Origin of the sequence: Bianquea renquensis, from assembly GCF_014384895.1 — a bacterium.
In the GTDB taxonomy this organism is placed as follows: Bacteria; Bacillota; Clostridia; order Lachnospirales; family Bianqueaceae; genus Bianquea; species Bianquea renquensis.
Window position 1 is genome coordinate 1 of record NZ_JACRSQ010000044.1, and the last position, 18,602, is coordinate 18,602.

17 protein-coding genes are annotated in these 18,602 nt (G+C 49.2%); 7 read left to right on the forward strand and 10 right to left on the reverse strand.

The genetic code is table 11. The features are described from left to right. Nucleotides 1-327: 327 nt before the first annotated feature. From H8730_RS16130 to H8730_RS16145, 4 genes are read right to left on the reverse strand one after another with little or no spacing between them, the layout of a single operon-like run. Nucleotides 328-1,257, reverse strand: coding sequence for a DUF4846 domain-containing protein (locus H8730_RS16130; RefSeq protein WP_177718488.1), 930 nt, complete (start codon nucleotides 1,255-1,257; stop codon nucleotides 328-330). Between the two features lie 30 nt (nucleotides 1,258-1,287). Continuing rightward, the gene (locus H8730_RS16135) at nucleotides 1,288-2,325 is read right to left on the reverse strand and encodes an FAD:protein FMN transferase (protein ID WP_177718490.1); all 1,038 of its coding nucleotides are present in this window, start codon (nucleotides 2,323-2,325) and stop codon (nucleotides 1,288-1,290) included. Continuing rightward, complete coding sequence (locus H8730_RS16140; RefSeq protein ID WP_177718492.1) at nucleotides 2,322-2,849, reverse strand: Gx transporter family protein; 528 nt, start codon at nucleotides 2,847-2,849, stop codon at nucleotides 2,322-2,324. The genes H8730_RS16135 and H8730_RS16140 overlap by 4 nt, the downstream gene beginning before the upstream one ends. Nucleotides 2,850-2,867: 18 nt before the next feature. Then, the gene (locus H8730_RS16145) at nucleotides 2,868-3,245 is read right to left on the reverse strand and encodes a NusG domain II-containing protein (protein ID WP_177718494.1); all 378 of its coding nucleotides are present in this window, start codon (nucleotides 3,243-3,245) and stop codon (nucleotides 2,868-2,870) included. Nucleotides 3,246-3,421: 176 nt separating this feature from the next. Here H8730_RS16145 and H8730_RS16150 point away from each other — a divergent pair, with 176 nt between their 5' ends. From H8730_RS16150 to H8730_RS16160, 3 genes are all read left to right on the forward strand, one after another. Beyond that, nucleotides 3,422-4,213, forward strand: a complete 792-nt coding sequence (locus H8730_RS16150) for a polysaccharide deacetylase family protein (protein ID WP_177718496.1) — start codon at nucleotides 3,422-3,424, stop codon at nucleotides 4,211-4,213. A gap of 87 nt (nucleotides 4,214-4,300) precedes the next feature. Next, on the forward strand, nucleotides 4,301-5,374 hold the full coding sequence (locus tag H8730_RS16155) for a Gfo/Idh/MocA family protein (protein WP_177718498.1): 1,074 nt from the start codon (nucleotides 4,301-4,303) through the stop codon (nucleotides 5,372-5,374). Between the two features lie 254 nt (nucleotides 5,375-5,628). Continuing rightward, on the forward strand, nucleotides 5,629-6,807 hold the full coding sequence (locus tag H8730_RS16160; RefSeq protein WP_177719762.1) for a cation diffusion facilitator family transporter: 1,179 nt from the start codon (nucleotides 5,629-5,631) through the stop codon (nucleotides 6,805-6,807). A gap of 25 nt (nucleotides 6,808-6,832) precedes the next feature. Here H8730_RS16160 and H8730_RS16165 read toward each other — a convergent pair whose 3' ends face one another. Then, entirely contained in the window at nucleotides 6,833-7,345 is a 513-nt protein-coding gene (locus tag H8730_RS16165) for a helix-turn-helix domain-containing protein (RefSeq protein WP_177719761.1), read from the reverse strand. 492 nt (nucleotides 7,346-7,837) lie between these two features. Beyond that, entirely contained in the window at nucleotides 7,838-10,189 is a 2,352-nt protein-coding gene (locus tag H8730_RS16170) for an AraC family transcriptional regulator (RefSeq protein ID WP_177719760.1), read from the reverse strand. 253 nt (nucleotides 10,190-10,442) lie between these two features. Here H8730_RS16170 and H8730_RS16175 point away from each other — a divergent pair, with 253 nt between their 5' ends. From H8730_RS16175 to H8730_RS16190, 4 genes are all read left to right on the forward strand, one after another. Beyond that, the gene (locus H8730_RS16175; RefSeq protein ID WP_177719759.1) at nucleotides 10,443-11,384 is read left to right on the forward strand and encodes an ABC transporter permease subunit; all 942 of its coding nucleotides are present in this window, start codon (nucleotides 10,443-10,445) and stop codon (nucleotides 11,382-11,384) included. Between the two features lie 9 nt (nucleotides 11,385-11,393). Continuing rightward, nucleotides 11,394-12,281 (forward strand): carbohydrate ABC transporter permease, encoded by an 888-nt coding sequence (locus H8730_RS16180; protein WP_177719758.1) that lies wholly within the window; start codon nucleotides 11,394-11,396, stop codon nucleotides 12,279-12,281. Between the two features lie 79 nt (nucleotides 12,282-12,360). After that, nucleotides 12,361-13,902 carry an ABC transporter substrate-binding protein gene (locus tag H8730_RS16185; protein ID WP_177719757.1) on the forward strand — a complete coding sequence of 514 codons (1,542 nt, stop codon included), beginning with the start codon at nucleotides 12,361-12,363 and terminating at the stop codon, nucleotides 13,900-13,902. 103 nt (nucleotides 13,903-14,005) lie between these two features. Further along, nucleotides 14,006-17,137: a LamG-like jellyroll fold domain-containing protein gene (locus H8730_RS16190; protein ID WP_177719756.1), complete on the forward strand. Its 3,132-nt coding sequence runs from the start codon at nucleotides 14,006-14,008 to the stop codon at nucleotides 17,135-17,137. Here the strand turns inward: H8730_RS16190 and H8730_RS16195 are convergent. The 4 genes from H8730_RS16195 to H8730_RS16205 form a co-directional block, all read right to left on the reverse strand. Beyond that, the gene (locus H8730_RS16195) at nucleotides 17,118-17,384 is read right to left on the reverse strand and encodes a hypothetical protein (RefSeq protein ID WP_249290184.1); all 267 of its coding nucleotides are present in this window, start codon (nucleotides 17,382-17,384) and stop codon (nucleotides 17,118-17,120) included. The two genes, H8730_RS16190 and H8730_RS16195, sit on opposite strands and share 20 nt — an antisense overlap. 88 nt (nucleotides 17,385-17,472) lie before the next feature. Continuing rightward, nucleotides 17,473-17,598, reverse strand: a complete 126-nt coding sequence (locus tag H8730_RS17760; RefSeq protein WP_283244020.1) for a hypothetical protein — start codon at nucleotides 17,596-17,598, stop codon at nucleotides 17,473-17,475. A 7-nt stretch (nucleotides 17,599-17,605) separates the two neighbouring features. Continuing rightward, a complete protein-coding gene (locus H8730_RS16200; protein WP_249290185.1) occupies nucleotides 17,606-17,905 on the reverse strand; it encodes a hypothetical protein in 300 nt (99 codons plus the stop codon). 7 nt (nucleotides 17,906-17,912) lie between these two features. After that, nucleotides 17,913-18,119, reverse strand: a complete 207-nt coding sequence (locus H8730_RS16205; RefSeq protein ID WP_249290186.1) for a hypothetical protein — start codon at nucleotides 18,117-18,119, stop codon at nucleotides 17,913-17,915. Nucleotides 18,120-18,602: the final 483 nt, after the last annotated feature.

The window sequence follows — 18,602 nt, forward strand, 5'->3', positions numbered from 1 at the left end:
AAGAGGTGGAAGGAGAAGGAGGAGGCGTACCGTCGAGCAGGGATCGAGGAAGGGAGGAACCTGCTGGTGACGCGGGACGAGGAGGACGGAGGGGTGGACATGGTGAGAATCCACAACATGATCCTGCAATACCTCGTGCTGTAAAGAGGAAAGAGGGACGGAGCAAGACAACCCAAACCAAGGGGCTTCTCTACACAAAAAGAGGTGCGTCCCCACTTCACACATCGGCCGGTTAGGCTTTTTTTTATTGGGGAGACGCAGGACATTCCTCACACTATATGTGCCGTCGCGCTGACGATTATTCAATCGCTAGTGCAACGGCACTCTTTAATACCCTAGGGTTTTCAGACTCCCGTTATCGAATATATATTGGGGAGTCTTCAATGGAAAGGTGAGTTCATGGGTATAGTACCATGGGTCATCGATATGAAGAGGATTGCGAAGAATGTGGATATCCTGTGCAGGCATATAGCTCTGCGCCAGCAGAAATGCGATTTCTCCCGTGTCTTCATTGACGGCTGTATCCAGCACGATGACAGCATGTCCGGGACTCCCACCCTTGATAAAGAAATCGCCAGTTTTGATATAGCTTATATCTGTAACAGGAGTGCTTTCCTCGGCTAGGGATAGAGTTCCCGCGTAGGCAAATACCATGTTTAGATACTTGCGAAAGGTTTCATAGCTGGAATCTTCCTCTGCCTTTTGAACAAGAGTCGTGGTATTTCCCTCTACCACAAGGCGTTTGCCGGAACGCCACTGGCTATATGGAAAATAGAAGCCGTTGGTTAAATGAAATCCAATCTCATCATAGCGCTCATTTGCAAATAGGTATTCAGCTGTGATTCGCATGACAGCGTCGGCACATTGCTGTAAGTCCCGATCCCCCACGTCGAGGGAGAGGACTGCGATATGGGCACTCTGATCCCCCTTTTCTGAGCCATCATAGAGAAGAACAGGACTTTGATCCGGTTTCAGCGGCAGGCTGCGAGTGTAGTGTGCAAAAGAAGAAGGGGTCGCATCTGCTCTTACAAACCCAGCTGGCGGTTGGATTCGACTCTCGACTGTCATACCCTCAGGATTGAGAAGGGCAAGGAGGTCTTCATCTTGGGAGGAGGATTCAGGTTCTGGAGGAGACATTTCCACAGACTCAGAAGGGGCTTCCGAAGATGAAAACATGGATTCTGAGGAGGATTTTGGCTCCGTGGAGCAGGCAGTTACGCTAACAAGCAGCAGACATAGAAGAAGGTATCGAATCATGAGATTCCTTTCCGCCTGGGGATGCAGGCTTTACGGTGTAAGCGTCTGGGACATGGCTTTGTACCCTTCGGTGGCTTCCCATGTCAAATCTCCGAAGATCCAGAGAACTTCGGCTTCATAGGAGTTGGCAAGGGAGAGTCCCTCCTCATATGGGAGGATGAACAAGGCAGTTGAGAGCATATCCGCAATTTTTGAATCAGCGTGGATCACAGTAACAGAGCGAAAACGGTCGGCCGGCATGGCGGTAGTCGGATCTAAGATGTGATGATAGCGCGTCCCATCCACAATAAAATACCGCTGATAGTCTCCGCTGGTCACAATGGAGAGGTCTGAAACCTGAATGGTATCAAATAAAGGGTTCTCCGCGGTTTCATCAGGATTTTGAATTCCAATGCTAAAGGCGTTGCGATGCCTAACCTGTGGTGTGCCGATACAGCGAACGTTGCCACCAGCATTGATCACGCCGGAAGTGAAGCCGGCATCGCGGGCCCTCTTCGCCGCCGCCTCGACAGCGTATCCCTTTGCCAGTGCTCCCGCATCGAGAGAGGCCTCCGGATCAGACAGGCAGACCGTGCAGGTGGAAGGGTCTAGGATCAACGCATCGATATGCGTGTGAAGCAGCGCTTCCGAAAGAGAGGCGGCATCGGGAATGGAGGCGGATTCCGCCTTTGTCCGGCAGTCTTCCCAGAGGCGCAGGACAGGACCTAAGGCGACGTTGACGCTCCCACTGGTTATGGAGTAGGCCTCCTTCGCCCACTGGAGAAAGTCAAAGAGATCTTGGGAGACAACGATGGGTGAACCTCCCGCATTGTCGTTGATGGTTTTGAGATTGACAATCCCCTCATACTCGTGGTAGATATCAAAGAGCTGATGGTAGTACAACATCGTATCATAGATCACCGCAGCGTAATCCGAGAACTCATCCTCTGACATGGTATATCCGGTTATGGTGGTGTAGGTATCAAATAGATCGGAAAAGGAGGCCTCATATTTTTGTGCCTGACAGCCAGTTGCGGCGAAGCCTAGCAGAGGAAGCAACAGCAACACAATGGATATACGTGTATTCATGGGGAAACCTCCCTTTGATCAGGGGCGATGTTGTGTAAAAAGGGCAGCACGGTCCGCAGCAATAGGCCTGTTATTGCGCCCATAAAGATACCCGATAGCAGTAGAACCGGTAGATAGAACAGATATAGGGGCGTATCAACGAGGAAAGACGCCACCAACAGCTGACCCAAGTTGTGGCAGGTAGCACCGGTTATGCTGAGGGCAGTGTAGGAGACGCGCTGTTTGAAAATGCGAACGCAGAGGAGAAGCGCAAGAACAGAAAGAATACCGCCAGCACTGGATAAGAATCCAGCGGTGGCCCCGCGCGTGACAAAGGCGAACGCCCCCTTGAGGAGCGCGATCAGGAAAGCTTCCTTCCAACCGATACAAAATAAGCAGTACATCGTGACTACGTTGGATAACCCTAGCTTAACACCGGGTGGAAGAAAAGGGAGTGGCGGAATCAGGGATTCAGCCCAGGACAGGGTGATAGCAAGAGCAAATAAAATCCCCAGATACACAACATGCCGAACAGATTTGGACATGGCACAATTCCTTTCAGTCTATATGATAACGTCGAGATCAGAGGGCGAATCGGATATAATTCGAACGACGAGGCGGTGAGGAAGACAGACAGCGGTTTGCCCTGCAAGGCTGATAAAGCCTGTCCGAACACAGACCTGGTCCGGACAATCCGAGGATAAAAATCGTATTTTTCCATCTTGAATCTGAAATGTAACCTCCGGCGCCTGGTCGATTTGGAAGATCGAATCCTCCGAGAGATCACAGGTCATGACACAGACATCGTGTAAATAAATTTGCGCCGTCGTTCCTTTAGGGGACGATAAGGTAACCACAAGCAGTAGGATGAGGGCAAGGACACAGAGACCGCCTATCAACAATAGATCCGTCTTTTTAAAAAATTTGCGATGATTGTTCATGATACCCCCGAGGTAAGAAAGTAGAATTCTGTACATAGCATAGCATTTTTTTTTGAAATGTGCAAGATTCTTTTCATAGATTGCGAGTTTGCCGCAAAATGGACGCCATACCGCAATAATGGACGGCCCTCCCATCATATACTGATATATAGGCGGAGCAACAGGGGGAAACAACTGTGAAAGTATATGTAGTTGGGAAGAAAGAAGCTCTATCGTACATAGCGATGGCATTTTTGCTCATCCTCTGTGGAGCCTCATTTGCGCATCTGTATTTAGAGGATCCAGGGACGAAGAGCGCCGCAGCTTCAGTGCGGCAGCTTCCAATTTACAGTGTGGAGACGGAGGAGAAAAAAGTTGCCATCAGCTTTGACGCGGCTGCCGGCGCGGATGATACAGATCAGCTGATTGAAATTCTTGGCAAGCATAATGTGAAAGGGACTTTCTTTCTCTGTGGCTGTTGGATTCGAAATCATCCGGAAGCTGTAAAAAAGCTGTACGAGGCCGGGCATGAGATTGCCAATCACGGAAATACCCATGCCGATATGATTAAGATGGATGAGGCGGGGATGGAGCGGGAGATCATGGATACTCATGAAGAAATCAAGAAACTGTTGGGAATTGAGATGACGTTATTTCGCCCGCCCTATGGATCCTACAATGACCAGGTGATTCAGACGACCAGGCGGTTGGGGTATGAAGCTGTGCAATGGGATGTTGACAGCCTCGACTGGAAAGAACAAGGACTTGAACCCATGATCAGGCAGGTGCTGGACAATAAAAATCTTCGAAACGGCTCGATCATGCTGTTCCACAACAATGCAAAATACACGGCGGCGGGGTTGGATCGGATTCTTACGGGGCTTGAAGAGAAAGGATACACTGTAGTCCCGGTGTCGGAGCTTTTACTGGAAGGCGAATATACTATCGATCATGCGGGACGGCAATACCCCACAACTCCGACAAAATAGTACAGTTTTCAGTGAGATTGGAAAAAAGACTTGAAATCTCAAACAAAATATGAGAAAATGCTAAAAAAAGGCAAGGGAGAGATGAGGATGAAAAAAACAAAAGTCGGATTGGTAGGAGCGGGAGGAATCGCCAACGGCGCCCATCTTCCAGCGTACGCGAAGATGGATACGGTGGAGTTGGCAGCGGTATGTGATATTCAAGTGGACCGGGCGAAAGCGGCGGCTGAGAAATATGGTATTCCGCATGTGTTCGAGAACTATGAGGAGATGCTGGATCTTCCGGAACTGGACGCCATCGACATCTGTACCCCGAACTATCTGCACTCCATCATTGCAGTGAAGGCGCTGAATAAAGGATTGCATGTTTTCAGTGAAAAGCCGGATGCTGTCAGCGTGGAAGAGGTAGAGAAAATGCAGGCCGCTGCGGCGCAGAGTGGCAAGACGCTGATGGTCATGCGCAATAATCGCTATTGGGAAACCTCCAAGTATTTAAAGCAGTACATTCAGGATGGCAAGATGGGAGAGATATACGCGGGCCGGTGCGGATGGCAGCGGAGGCGTGGGATTCCAGGAAAAGGCGGATGGTTTACAACGAAGGAGCAATCCGGAGGAGGCCCTTTGATCGACCTGGGCGTCCACATGATCGATCTGACCGTCTGGCTTATGGGGAGCGTTCGGCCGGTATCCGTGAGCGGATGCACCTATTCAAAATTCGCCGACGGCGGCGATATATCGGATTCTGTCAATTCTTCCTTCGGGGACGCAAAGGCGGATGGGATCTTCGATGTGGAGGATCTCGCCATGGGATTTATCCGCTTTGAAAACGGCGCGTGCCTGCAGATTGAATTCTCGTGGGCATCGAATATCGAGCAGGAACAGTTTTTTGTCGAGCTGAGAGGAACAAAATCCGGTTCCACCTGGAGCAGCGTTGATCAGAAGCTAAAAATCTTTACAGAAGAGTATGGACAGACAGTTGACCTGATTCCAAATATCGATAATAGCCGCGGAATGCAGATGCATGAAGCAAACTTGAGGCATTTCTATGATGTCCTGCAAAACGGCGTTGAGCCCATGTTTGTGCCGCAGCAGGGTGTGGACATGATCAAGATCTTGCAGGCGATGTACACATCCGCGCAGACAGGGCGGGAAGTGCTCTTATAAAGGCAAAGGAAACCGATGCCTGAGAGCGGGAGCCTATGTCTTTGAAGCAAAAGAAGGCGGAATCCATTGCAACAGTGGATTCCGCTTTTCTTTCATCAAGACCTATATCAATTGGATAAAGATTTAAAACGCGCTTCGAAGACGGCAAATGGTCTCATATATCTCTGCATTTATAAATTGTTATACAACAGGCCTTGAACTTAAAAATAACATATGGTATAATAATAACATTTTTAAATACGAGGCGAATCCATATGATACAAAAACTGATTTCGATTTTTATTCGCGATACAGAACTGCATTCCAAAAAGAGTAGGCAAAAAATTGGCCTTTTGAGCGGCTGGATCAATGTTAGCCTGAATCTTCTTCTCTTTATCGGAAAACTTCTTGTGGGGATCATCTCCGGGAGTGTGGCGGTAACGGCGGACGCTTTCAACAACTTAACCGACATGGGCTCAGCCCTGGTCACGATCCTTGGCTTCAAATTGTCGGCCAAGCCAGCCGATAAGAAGCATCCATTTGGTTACGGCCGGATCGAATACATCGCTGGCGTCGTCGTCTCGGTCTTGATTCTGGTCGTGGGATTTGAGTTTATCAAAAGCTCCTTCGACCAGATCCTCAACCCAGCGGAGAGTGGAATCGAATTCAGCATACCCATGTTCATCGTCCTAGTTCTGGCCATTGGCGTCAAGCTGTTCATGGGATACCTGAATAAAGGGTTCGGCAAAGCGATGGGGGGATCGGAGACGCTGGACGCAACAGCGTTTGACAGCATCAGCGATGTCGCCACCACGTCGGTGGCTTTGCTGTCGCTGATGCTGAGTCAGTTCGTCAGCTTTCCTCTCGATGGGTATCTGGGCGTTGTCATAGCCGTGGTGGTCCTGGTAGGCGGCGTCCGCGTCCTGCTGGACACCATCAGTCCACTATTGGGAACGCCTCCCTCGGAGGAGTTGGTGCGGCGAATCAAGGAGCTTGTCCTCGACCACGAGGAGATTGTTGGGGTCCACGATCTTATCGTGCACAACTATGGGCCAAACAAGATACTCGCGTCACTCCACGCGGAAGTGCCAGCCAACAGCAACATCATCTTTGCCCACGAAATCATTGATCAGGCGGAGCGCGAGATCTCAGAGAAACTGGGAATTACAGTTCTGATCCATCTGGACCCTATCGTCATCGACGATAAAAGGGTGAATGAAATGAGAGAAATCGCACAGGAATGCATCTCACAAGTCGACCCGCGCTTTACAATGCATGACTTTCGTATGCTGGATGGAAAGAAACAGATCAATTTGATCTTTGACGTGGAGGTGCCCTATGAGCGTTGCCAAACGAAAGCCCAGATTCGTGCCGAGATCGAGGAACTCTTGAGGCAGCGGGATGCAAGATTCCATCCCATTATTACCATAGATCAGAGTTATATTGGCGACTAATTGTATACAATTTTAAACATTATGTTTATATCATCGGATCAAAAAACTTGTCCTGGCAGGGACCGTCCGCCTTGATCTTGATATGATCCATCGGCACTGACTCTGGCGCATCGAAATCGGCTCCATCATCCGGCGATGGCAACCCGTCCTCACCATACCCGTCGTCGCGCTCATCGGTCTCACGGACGATAGAGGGGGATGGCGTGGAGCGGGAATCCTGGAAAAGGGCAGTGAGTATATCCAGCGCCTTTCTCTTCTCTGCCGGCGTGCGATTGGCAAGAAGCCGTTGAATTTCCATCAGCGTGGTATCCCGCGGCGTGAATAGACAGAAAAGATCATCCAGACTTATGTTGAGCAGTGTCGCGATTCGAATCAAGACTTCAAGTCCAGGCTTATTGCCTCGTTCTATACGACAGAGATGCGTAAGACTGCAGGGAATCTTTTCCGCCAGCTGCTCCTGCGTAAGATTGAGCTGCTTGCGCCGTAGCTGGATCTGTCTCCCCAGATCTTTGTAATCTAACTGAATATTCGCCAGCATATGTATCGTCCTTTCGTAGTCGCATTATTAACAATGTGTTCTTCTTATATTATATAATAATCGAAAAATGTGGTTTTGAGAAGAACACAGTATGTCATATATTTTTGAAAAGTTGACATACTAGGTCAATTTTTAAAAATTTTTTTCTAATTGGAAGGACTGCCGAGCTCACAAAGACGAAAGGCATAAGCGCTTGAAAATACAAGAATGCATGGGGCTGTTGCAAAAGTAGAAGCATCCTCTACCGGAGTACAGCTTTTTTTGCGTCTAAAAACAGAAAACGGACTTCATAGAGTCCGCAATCCACGGTATAAGTAAATATGACCAAATACATAAAATACCATAAAGAGTATACCAAATTTGGCGAGGCTTATCAACTGGTTTTGCCATTAAATTTGGAAGGTTTGGTCCCGAACGAAAGCTTCCTGTTCATGAAAAAACAGAAAAGCAAAAGCGGATATGAATCAGAAGTAACTGCGCCCCCTTCATTTATCACGATTCGTCGCCGCGGTGGATCATTCGGTACTGCATTGGCGTCATCCCATATTTTTTCTTAAAAACAGTAAAGAAGTATTTTTGACTTTCCCAGCCAATTTGTTTCAGGATTTTATCGATCCCTAGGTCGCTTCCTGTTAAAAGCGCGGTCGCTTTTTCTAGACGCACCTCGTTGATGAATCCGGACACCGATGTGTTAAAATTCGCGTGAAATACTTGCCCGAGATAGGCGGTTGAGTATTTCAGCTCCTTTGCTATAAGATTCAGTGAAAGATAGGGGATGGCGTAATGATCGAGAATGTATTGTCTCACCTTGCACGCCAGTGGATGCCAAGGATTTTTTTGATTTTTGTCTTGTTGAAGAACCCCAGCGACGGTCTGATACAGAAGGATAAATTCATCGTTGATCCGTTTTCCTTCCGCGCTTGAGAAGATTGTATCGATGAATTTAGAATAGCTGACTTCAAAGGAAAATCCCGTTTTTTCCAAATCATATATGGATTGAAAGACCATGATGGATAGGTAGAAAATGCTGTACCGAATCGTATCGATGGAAAAGGCGGTCAGAGAATCCCAAATTGAATTATGCAGATTCACCATAAGGTCAAGTTGGCCATTTTTTAAGGCTTTTTGGAGAGATTCAGCTTGCTCCGCCAGGAAATCCGGAAATTCAGTGAGGCATTCATCTAAATACTGCGTTGTCAGAACGGCGTCATTTTCCTGTATAAGGCGATATTCCATCAGTTCCGAGGTTTCCTGATAGGCATGGGCCATCTCCGTCAAACTGGAATACAGCCGGCTGAGGGCCAAGGTACAGCCGTGGGCGTTGGCTGTGCGGAATTCACTTTGAAGCTGCTGGATTGGCGTCAATAAGAGTTTAAAGATCTCATCATAGGATAGAGTGGCATCACAGGGTTGCAGAAAAAAGACAGAGCGGCTCTGAGAGAATATGAGGACTTCCGACAGGAAAAGGTGAGGGGGAAATATTTTTTGCAGAAGAACAGAGGGATCATCCATTTTTTGTCCCGAAGCGTCCCAGAATAAAAGATCCCCAGCGTCGTAGTCCGCTAGCAGCAGGAAAGTGGGACTCACTGGCCGGAGGGGCATGGACAGCGAGTCCAGCGAGTTTTTCAGCTCTTCTTCCCCGAGGCATTTTTGCAGAAGATTGCGGAGAAAATCCAACCGAACGAGATATAAAGCATGGGTGTGTTCCGTTTCCAGATCCGTGAGCTTTTTGCGGGTCTGGGTAACGATTAGATTCATTCCGTAAAACTCATTGGATGCCTCCGGAGGAGTTAGATTGCAGAGAGTCCGCATATTCTGATACAGTTGAATGACCGGGTGGGACAAGCGCTTCGAGACAAAATATGCCGTGAATATTGCCAGGAGCAGAAGAGAGATGGAGATTAGAACCGTAGTCCGCACAACGAAATGGAGGTCCCCATATAATTTCGCTGTTGGGATAATGGAATAAAAGTAAAAGTCAGGGTTTGATAGGTGGTAATAGGCTATAAAATACGTCTCATTCTCGATGCTAGCAGTGTAAGCGCCTGTGCTGTCTGAAAGTTCTAGCGATGTCTGATAGAAGGCCTGGCCGCTGAGGTGGGTTCCAAAATTTTGGGAGGTATCCGCCAGAATTCTTCCCTCTTCACCGGCGATGACAATTGTGCTGGCAGGATCCATATTTATGTAGACCGAGTTGTCGAGAAGCCACTGGGGTATAACGTTAAATACAATACAAGAGTACAGCTGACCGGTCTCATAGTTTTTCTCGTACAGAGCGTAGGTTAAGACGTCGGAGCTGGTATCCAGGAGTGACACATTTTTGCGCAGATACGGGATCAGCGGAGATAAATTCTGGCCCTTTATAATTTGAGCCGCATCCCGGTCCGGAAGTTCGGCGGAGGAATACAACTTCACCGCAGAGTTTTGGTTGATATAAAAACAATAACACTTATCATTCAACGCATTGTAAAAATAGATGGAGTCAATAAAGGGGAGCAGTTTTGTGCTCGCCTGTATATTCCGGACTGTGAGGTATTGGGTGACATCGGAGAGCTCCGGGGTGCGAAGCAGGCGCGAGACATCGTCAAGCAGATATAGATTGGAACTGCATTCTGTAATATAGTGGTTGAGTGAGTCAAAATTTTGAGCAATCTGAGTTAGGAGCCGCTGATTCGAGGCCTGCTCTTTCTTTAATAGACGGTCCATACTCATTTGGCCGACAGTGTATGCCGTGACACAGATCAATATGATGCTGAGCGAACAAAACCCTATGAAAATTTGAAAAAGGTACCCCTGAAAATGCGTGACATACGAATGGGCCGAAAAATTCCGCCTTTGCTTCATGTATGCAGACCTCCGATTGCATTGAAATAAGGTTACGATGTAAGCATAGCATAGGCCTGTTAAAAAATAAAGTACGAAATTGTTAGATCAAGTCAAAAATCATAAGATAGCCTTTTAAAGTCCATTCCAAATCGGACCGATTCTTATCATCTTGAACTTTACATGGGACTTTCCCGCTGATAATATTAAATAAAAGCCGGGGGTGATACCAAAGGCTTGACAATTGTATGAATCAATAATTTTGGGAAGCGAGATGATTGGGGATATGGCCAAAGTGAAGCGGCAGAACCAGAGATGGATCCGATTTCAGAAGAACCGGCAGCTGTTGATTCTGACCCTGCCAGCGATACTCTATTTACTAATTTTTCATTATGTGCCCATTGGCGGTCTTGTGTTAGCCTTCAAGAATTACCGCTATGATCTGGGAATATGGGGGAGTGAGTGGGTAGGATTGCAGAATTTTAAATTTGTATTTAGTTCTGCAGTAGGGCGTATTTTGCGCAATACCGTTATCTATAATCTGACCTTTCTTGTGCTCGCCACGATCATCAATACGACGATTGCGCTCTTGATGAATGAGCTGCGGAACAAAACCGCTATCAAGATATATCAGACATCCATGTTTTTTCCCTACTTTTTGTCATGGGTTGTGGTGGCCTTCATAGTATACGCGTTTTTGAGCCCCGGGTACGGATGGGTCAACCAGATACTGAAGGCCGTTGGCCTTGAGCCTAAGCAATGGTATTCTGACGCCTCCGTATGGCCTGGGATTCTTATTTTTACATACAACTGGAAGGGCATGGGGTATGGTATCATTTTGAACTATGCCGTATTAGTCGGCATTGATTCGGAATATTACGATGCGGCCCGCGTAGACGGGGCCGGCCGCTGGAAGATGGCGCTGCACATTTCCATTCCGCATCTGATACCCGTCACCCTGATTCAATTTATTCTGGGAATTGGTGGAATTTTTGGAGGCGACTTTGGCTTGTTTTATCAAGTACCGCGAAATTCCGCGCTTCTGCGCCCGACGACAGAGGTGATGAATACCTATATTTTCCGCTCCTTGATGGATTCCAATGAGATTGGAAGGAGTACGGCGGCAGGGTTTCTCCTGGGGATTTTAAGCGTCATCGTTGTCCTTGCCACGAATAAAATCGTCAAATCCATTGATGAAGACTACTCGTTATTCTAGGAGGCAGATATGAGCAGGAAAAGACATAATCTATATCGAATTCCCATTCACCTATTTTTTATTATACTCAGCTGCAGTTTTCTGATACCGCTGCTTATGCTTCTGTCCATCTCCTTTACAGAGGAGGCCTCCATCTATGAGTATGGGTACCGCCTATTTCCCCGTAGTCTGAGTACCATCGCCTATGAATTTGTCTTTCGCAATCCGCAGCAGATGGTCAATGCCTATGGCGTTACCATTTATATCACGCTGGTCGGCACGTTCCTGAGTGTTCTGCTCATGCTGATGTGCGCCTATTCCCTGTCGCGCAAGTGCTTTGCCTACCGAAAATTCGTTTCGGGATATCTGTTTTTTACAATGTTGTTTGGCGGGGGCTTGGTGCCATCCTACATTTTGACAACGCAGGTGTTGCACCTGCAGGACACGCTGCTCGTCTTTATACTGAGCGGCTTGGTGAGCGCGTGGAACATTTTTATTCTTCGGACGCTCATATCCAATATTCCGGAGGCAATCATTGAGTCGGCGTACATCGACGGGGCGAGTGAGTACAGAATTTTCTTTTCTCTGGTCATCCCCCTCTCAAAGCCGGGCATTGCGACCATTGGTCTCTTTTGCATGGTGGCCCGTTGGAACGAGTGGATGACGGCGCTTCTATACATAAGCAAGCAAGAACTGTATCCGTTACAGTATCTACTCCAAAAAATTCTGATGAATTTGGAGACCATTACAAACAATATGAATAGTTTGCCGGCTTCGGTTCTCAATGATTTTAAAGTCCCCTCGGAGAGTGTGCGCATGGCCATGGCGGTTGTGGCCATCGGCCCAATGCTCTTGGTCATCCCCTTCTTTCAACGATATTTTGTGCGGGGTCTTGTGATTGGATCCGTTAAGGGGTAGTTTGAAAAGTCGGCATTTAGAGGAAGATGAAGGGGAACCCCTTTATCATATAACACTGTATAAAAGGAGGATACCAAAAATGAAATGGAAACAATTGTCCCTGGGCATGGCAATCATCTTGCTTCTGGTCTCGCTTGCCGCGTGCAGCAAAAAGCCTCAGGAGAACAGCTCGCAGCCCAACAGCTCCCAAGAGAATAGCTCCCAGGCAAACAGTAGCGCCGAGAACAGCCAGGCGACTGCGCCGGAACTGGAAAAGGTAAATCTGATCTGGTATACCCTGGGCGACACCCACGACGACGACAAAGAAGTATTTGACAAGGCAAGTGCCATCGTGGAGGAGAAGATTAACGCAACCCTCGAATTCGTTCCCATCGCCATGGGCGAGTATGCACAGAAGATGCAGTTGAAGGCGGCCGGCAATGAAAAGTTTGATCTCTGCTACACATCGGACTGGCTCTTTACCTATAAGGATAATGTAGACAAAGGCGCGTTCATCGCCATTGATGAGCTGATCGACCAATATGCCAAAGAAACCGCCGACATGATACCGGACACAATCTGGAATGGCGTCAAAATCAACGGAAAAATCTACGGAGTGCCAAACTACCAGGTTTCCTTCCGATATCCGGCGCTTGTATTCTTGAAGGATGTTGTGGACGAACTCGGTCTGCAGGAGGAGATCGCTGCCATCAAGACGATGTCCGATCTGACACCGATCTTTGAAAAGGTCAAGGCCAACAGACCGGATCTAAGCATGACGACGATCCCGCCGGACTATAATAAATTTGACTATGGCGATATGGATAACTACTGGGAGACCGTATCGACGGTAGCGGTTGACAGCGATCTCAAGGTGGTTCCTCTCGACAGCGCTGAGTATTTGGAGCGGAAGCAGGCGGATTATGCGCTTGCAAGAGAGTGGTATGAGAAAGAATATTTTCCGGCCGATGTCAGCGTTGGCGGTATCAATACCTCTGATCTAACCAGCGCAGGAAAATTATTCATGTGGGAAGATGTGTACAAGCCGGGCGTGGAAGCGGACATGAAGACTCGATATGGATATGATGTCTATGTGCAGCCCATGGGCCAGCCGGTACTGTCAACAGGATCCATAACCGCGACGGTGACCGCCGTCAGCCGCACATCGGAAAACCCCGAGAGGGCGATGATGTTAATTAACCTGGTCAACACCGATAAGGAACTGTATAATCTGTTGGTGTTCGGTGAGGAGGGTAAGCACTATACGAAGGAATCCGATACGCGGATCAAGGTGACAAGCGGGTATAGCGGGTTGGCCTGGGCAATCGGCTGTCAGTTTAATGCGTATCTGGTGGATGGACAGGACGACGACGTCTGGGAGGAGACCAAGAGACTGAATGGGGAAGCCAAAATGAGCCATCTCCTGGGATTCTACTTTGACGACACGAATGTGAAGGATCAGATTGCCAACGTCGGCGCCGTTGAGGGGACCTTCGCAACGGGAGGAACCTATGGCCTGCTGCCCATAGAGGAAGAGAAAGAAGTACAGGCCAAAATGACACAGGCCAAGATGGACGCAGGGTATCAGGATATTATGGATGAATTGCAGCGGCAATTGGACCAATGGAAGACTCAAAAATAATGCCTCAACATGATATTGCGAATACCGGAGAGCGAGGCCGCGAGAGCGGCTTTGCTCTTTCCGGCGTTCGACGTATATTTCCGAAGACAGAGGAGACAGCGTGATGAATAAAATAAAAAAAGCAGCGGCCATTGTTTGTGCGCTCAGCCTTCTGTGTTCCATCGCCGGGACAGCTCCGAAGGCTCATGCCCAAGAGAATAATGGCAATCGATTCTATGTGTCGAAAGAGAGAGGAAGCGATGACGGGGACGGGTCCTACGAAAACCCATGGAGCAGCATTCAAAAGGCAGCTCTTAAGATGACGGCCGGGGACACCTGCATCATCGAGTCGGGAACATATGAGGGGCCTATTGAACCGGCCAACAGCGGGACTGTGGGCAAGCCCATCACATTTCAGGCGGCAACCGGCGCAAATGTAGTCATCAGCGGCCTAACGGAAATCGAGCCGGAGCGATGGGAGAAGGCTAATTTAGAAAGCGACTATGCCATTTTCAAGGCGCAAGACGTAGAAATGTGGGGGACAGATAACAATGGCACTCGGGATGAGAATCAAGTTTTCTTTTACGATCAGTGGACAAGCGAGGACACACGGTCTGGCAAGATGATGACCCTGGCCCGCAGCGGCAACGCGACGGAGATGGGGGAACTCTTTCCCACCAATTTGTCTGAGGTCAGCTTCGGGGAGTACACCTTAAATAGCCAAGTGATCAACCTAAAGGTTAACTTAGATGTGGATGGTCTGAAGGGGGCCCAGATATGGTATTCCCCCAGGAAAACAGAGGGGTGGAGCTGCTGGACTAGCAGGATCACAGCGGTGGACACCAAATCCAATAAAATTCATTTTGCGCAGAGCACAGGCCAAAGTAAGCTGACCGTGCAGTCGGGCGGCCTATATTTCATACAGGATGCCAAGTGTCTGTTGGACCAGCCGGGAGAGTGGTATTATGATGCAGATGAAAGGGCGCTCTATATTATACCGCCTAAGGGCTATACAGGGGATCTCTATGTGCGCTATAAGAGTCAACGCAACGGCTTTATCCTCAATGGAAAATCCAACATACGGATCGAGAATCTTCACTTTTTCGGATGTGGCGTGGAGATGGACAATGCCACATCCGGCTGCGTGCTCAACCGGATCACCGCCGAATACGCTCAGCACTCCATATCTGGCGAGGGTTGTATGGGAGCCCAGTGCTGGGGTTCGAATGAGAGAGAGGGCTTAGGAGAGGGTGGAATTCAGATATTGGGCAGCGGAAATACGCTGCAAAACAGTGAAATCGCATACTGCTCTGGCAATGGCGTATATGTCAGCGGGGAGGGCCATTCCATTGTCAATAACTTCATTCACGATGTGGATTACATTGGCTCCTACGCCTGCGCCGTACATCTTATCAATGCGAGGAAATGTTTGATTTCCCACAATACGATGAAGAGTGCGGGCCGTTCTCTGATCAATGCGGCAACGAGCGGTTTTTATAATTGCCAGATCACCTACAATGTCATGGCAGAGGGGATGAAGCTCGTGGACGACGGCGGAGCCCTGTATCTCTCGTCCATGGACGGAGAGGGCAGCGAGATCGCATATAATGTCATAACGGACATGAAAAAAACCGACGGGCAGAAATATGTGCAGGGCTTGTATCTGGACGGTCTCTGTTCCAATATGATTGTTCACCACAACGTTCTAAAAGACTGCAATATGCAGATGAATCAGCCGAGCGAGTACTGTCTGTTCTACAATAATACCGTAGGCGGCAACTTTAGCAGTGTGAAAGTGGCCAAGGGTGATAGAGCTGACGCCACGGGGGTTGCTCTGATCAACAATATTTTTACTGGTACTATTTCATGGCCGCTCTTAGGCAGTAGTGGACTTGAATACCACAATAAAGAGAATGCGGGTCAATATTTGGCAAACCCCGCTGAAGGAGATTATACGCTGGCAGCCGACAAGGCCGGCTGCATTGATCAAGGACTGATTCTCTCTGGAATTACGCCGGATAAAAATCTATTCCCGGATCTCGGCGCATATGAGAGTGGCGAGAGCCCGTGGAAGGCCGGCCATGATTTTATGAATCCGCCGCAGGTTACATCGAAAACGAATAGCATCCGGTTTCAAAATCTAGTGAAAAATGGAAGCTTTGACATGGGGGACGAGGGTAGCTGGAGTCTCGAAGGCAATGGTGTCATCAATGTTGAATTTGATAGCAGTAAATCGGGATGGAGTGATGCGGACGGACATGTGAATAATTACCAGGCGCTGTACTTGATGGAGGGGACAAGCGCCGCAGTGCAGACCGTCTCCAACCTGAAAATAGGGAAGCAATACCAGTTGACCGCTTGGTACAGGGTGGACTCCGATTTGAAAGGGAACCTTAACGTGATGAACCCGGATGGGACCACTGTTGTGAGTAAAACTGTTGAAAATAGCACCAAATGGAGGCAGGTGAGCTGTACCTTTACAGCACAACAGGACTCGGTAGTCATTCGCCTGAGTAGGACGGCAAATAGCGGGCTGAATAGGGTCTATTTTGACGATGTCTATATGGCGGAAGTCATTCCAAGTTATGTCGCTATGCAGCAAGACAAGCCGACCGCCATCGATCTGGAGTGGAAATTTGAAGGCAATGGAAATTCTACGACAGGAATGATTGGCAGAATCGTAAAGGGAAGTTTTATCGACAGTATGCCAGGCTACGGAAAATGTTTAAGCGTCTGCGCAGTTAATAGTTGGGTGACAGTCGAGCATGAGCAACATTTGGAGTTTGGCGACCCGAACAGTGAATTTACCGTGGGCGCATGGATTCGCACTATAGACGGGGGCTCCATCGTATCCAAAGGCAGGCCGGATAACCGGTTGTCCAACATCGACTACGTATTTTCCGTTTTCGAGGATGGAGGGTTGGAGTTTTTGCGCTGGAATGAAAAAAGTGGAGTGGCTGAGAACATAAGCTGGATTGATTATAACACTCCACTGTGCGACGGCGAATGGCACCATGTCGCTTTTGTCAACCGTGCAAAGGATGAGCATTGTCTGTATGTGGACGGAGAATGGGTTAAGACCAGCAGGGCCGTCTGGACATATAATAATGCCAACACGGAGGTGGTGCAGATCGGCCGGTATCGAAATGCGATGTACTCCGAGAACATTTTTGTCGGCGAAATCGATAACATGTTGATTACGAAACGGGCTCTCACCGAGAGTGAGATCCGCGCCTTCATGCATAAACAGAATTGAGCATCCATCTTGGCAGAAGCAGGGCATAGCAGGAGAGGCCCTGCTTCTTTGCTGTATCTCCCACAAAAATAAAAAGGGGCTGTCGGGAAAAGGATGGTCCTGCCCTTACATATATTGGAAGCCTGCCCGCCGGCGTGCATTTTTCATTCTGTATCTCCGCCGGCATGATCGTTTCGCCGGTGGGGGCGTAGAATTTGTCTCTGAGTGCCCGCTGGGTGCTGCAGTTGCTCGCCTCGCCGGCGTGCATTTTTTATTCAGTTTTCCCGCCGGCATGGTCGTTTCGCCGGTGGGGGCGTAGAATTTGCGACCGAGTGCCCGCTGGGTGCTGCAGTTGCTCATCTTACCGGCGTGCATTTTTTATTCAGTTTCCCCGCCGGCATGGTCGTTTCGCCGGTGGGGGCGTAGAATTTGCGACCGAGTGCCCGCTGGGTGCTGCCGTTCTTCATCTCACCGGCGTGCATTTTTTATTCAGTTTCCCCGCCGGCATGGTCGTTTCGCCGGTGGGGGCGTAGAATTTGCGACCGAGTGCCCGCTGGGTGCTGCAGTTGCTCGCCTCGCCGGCGTGCATTTTTCATTCAGTTTCCCCGCCGGCATGATCGTTTCGGCGCTGTGGGAGGAGAATTTGCGACCGAGTGCCCGCTGGGTGCTGCCGTTCTTCATCTCACCGGCGTGCATCCCCGCCGGCATGATCATCTCGGCGCTGGGGGCGTAGAATTTGCGACCGAGTGCCCGCTGGGTGCTGCTGTTCTTCATCTCACCGGCGTGCATTTTTTATTCAGTTTCCCCGCCGGCATGGTCGTTTCGGCGCTGTGGGAGGAGAATTTGCGACCGAGTGCCCGCTGGGTGCTGCAGTTGCTCGTCTCGCCGGCGTGCATTTTTTATTCAGTTTCCCCGCCGGCATGATCGCTTCGCCGGTGGGGGCGTAGAATTTGTCTCTGAGTGCCCGCTGGGTGCTGCCGTTCTTCGCCTCGCCGGCGTGCATTTTTCCTCACGTTTCCCCGCTGGCTAGATCATCTCGGCGCTGTGGGCGTAGAATTTGCGACCGTGTGCCCGTTGGGTGCTGCTGTTGCTCACCTCGCCGGCGTGCATTTTTCATCCTATTTCCCCGCCGGCATGGTCGTTTCGGCGCTGTGGGAGGAGAATTTGCGACCGTGTGCCCGCTGGGTGCTGCCGTTCTTCACCTCGCCGGCGTGCATTTTCCATCCTATTTCCCCGCCGGCATGGTCGTTTCGACCCTGCCCGCGGGGCCTCCTTTTGCACGCTGGTCCGTCCAAAAAGGGGCTGTCGGGAAATCGATAGCTCTACACAGAGGCAGGTGTGATCCCTACGGATCACACCTGCCTCTACAATTAGATGGCCAACGACAACCATCTTGTCTCCGTTCCATGTTATTATGGAACTATGCTCTAACTCGATACTTCGTGGGAAAAGACATCAACCGTTATTCCAAGACGGATTCTGGATG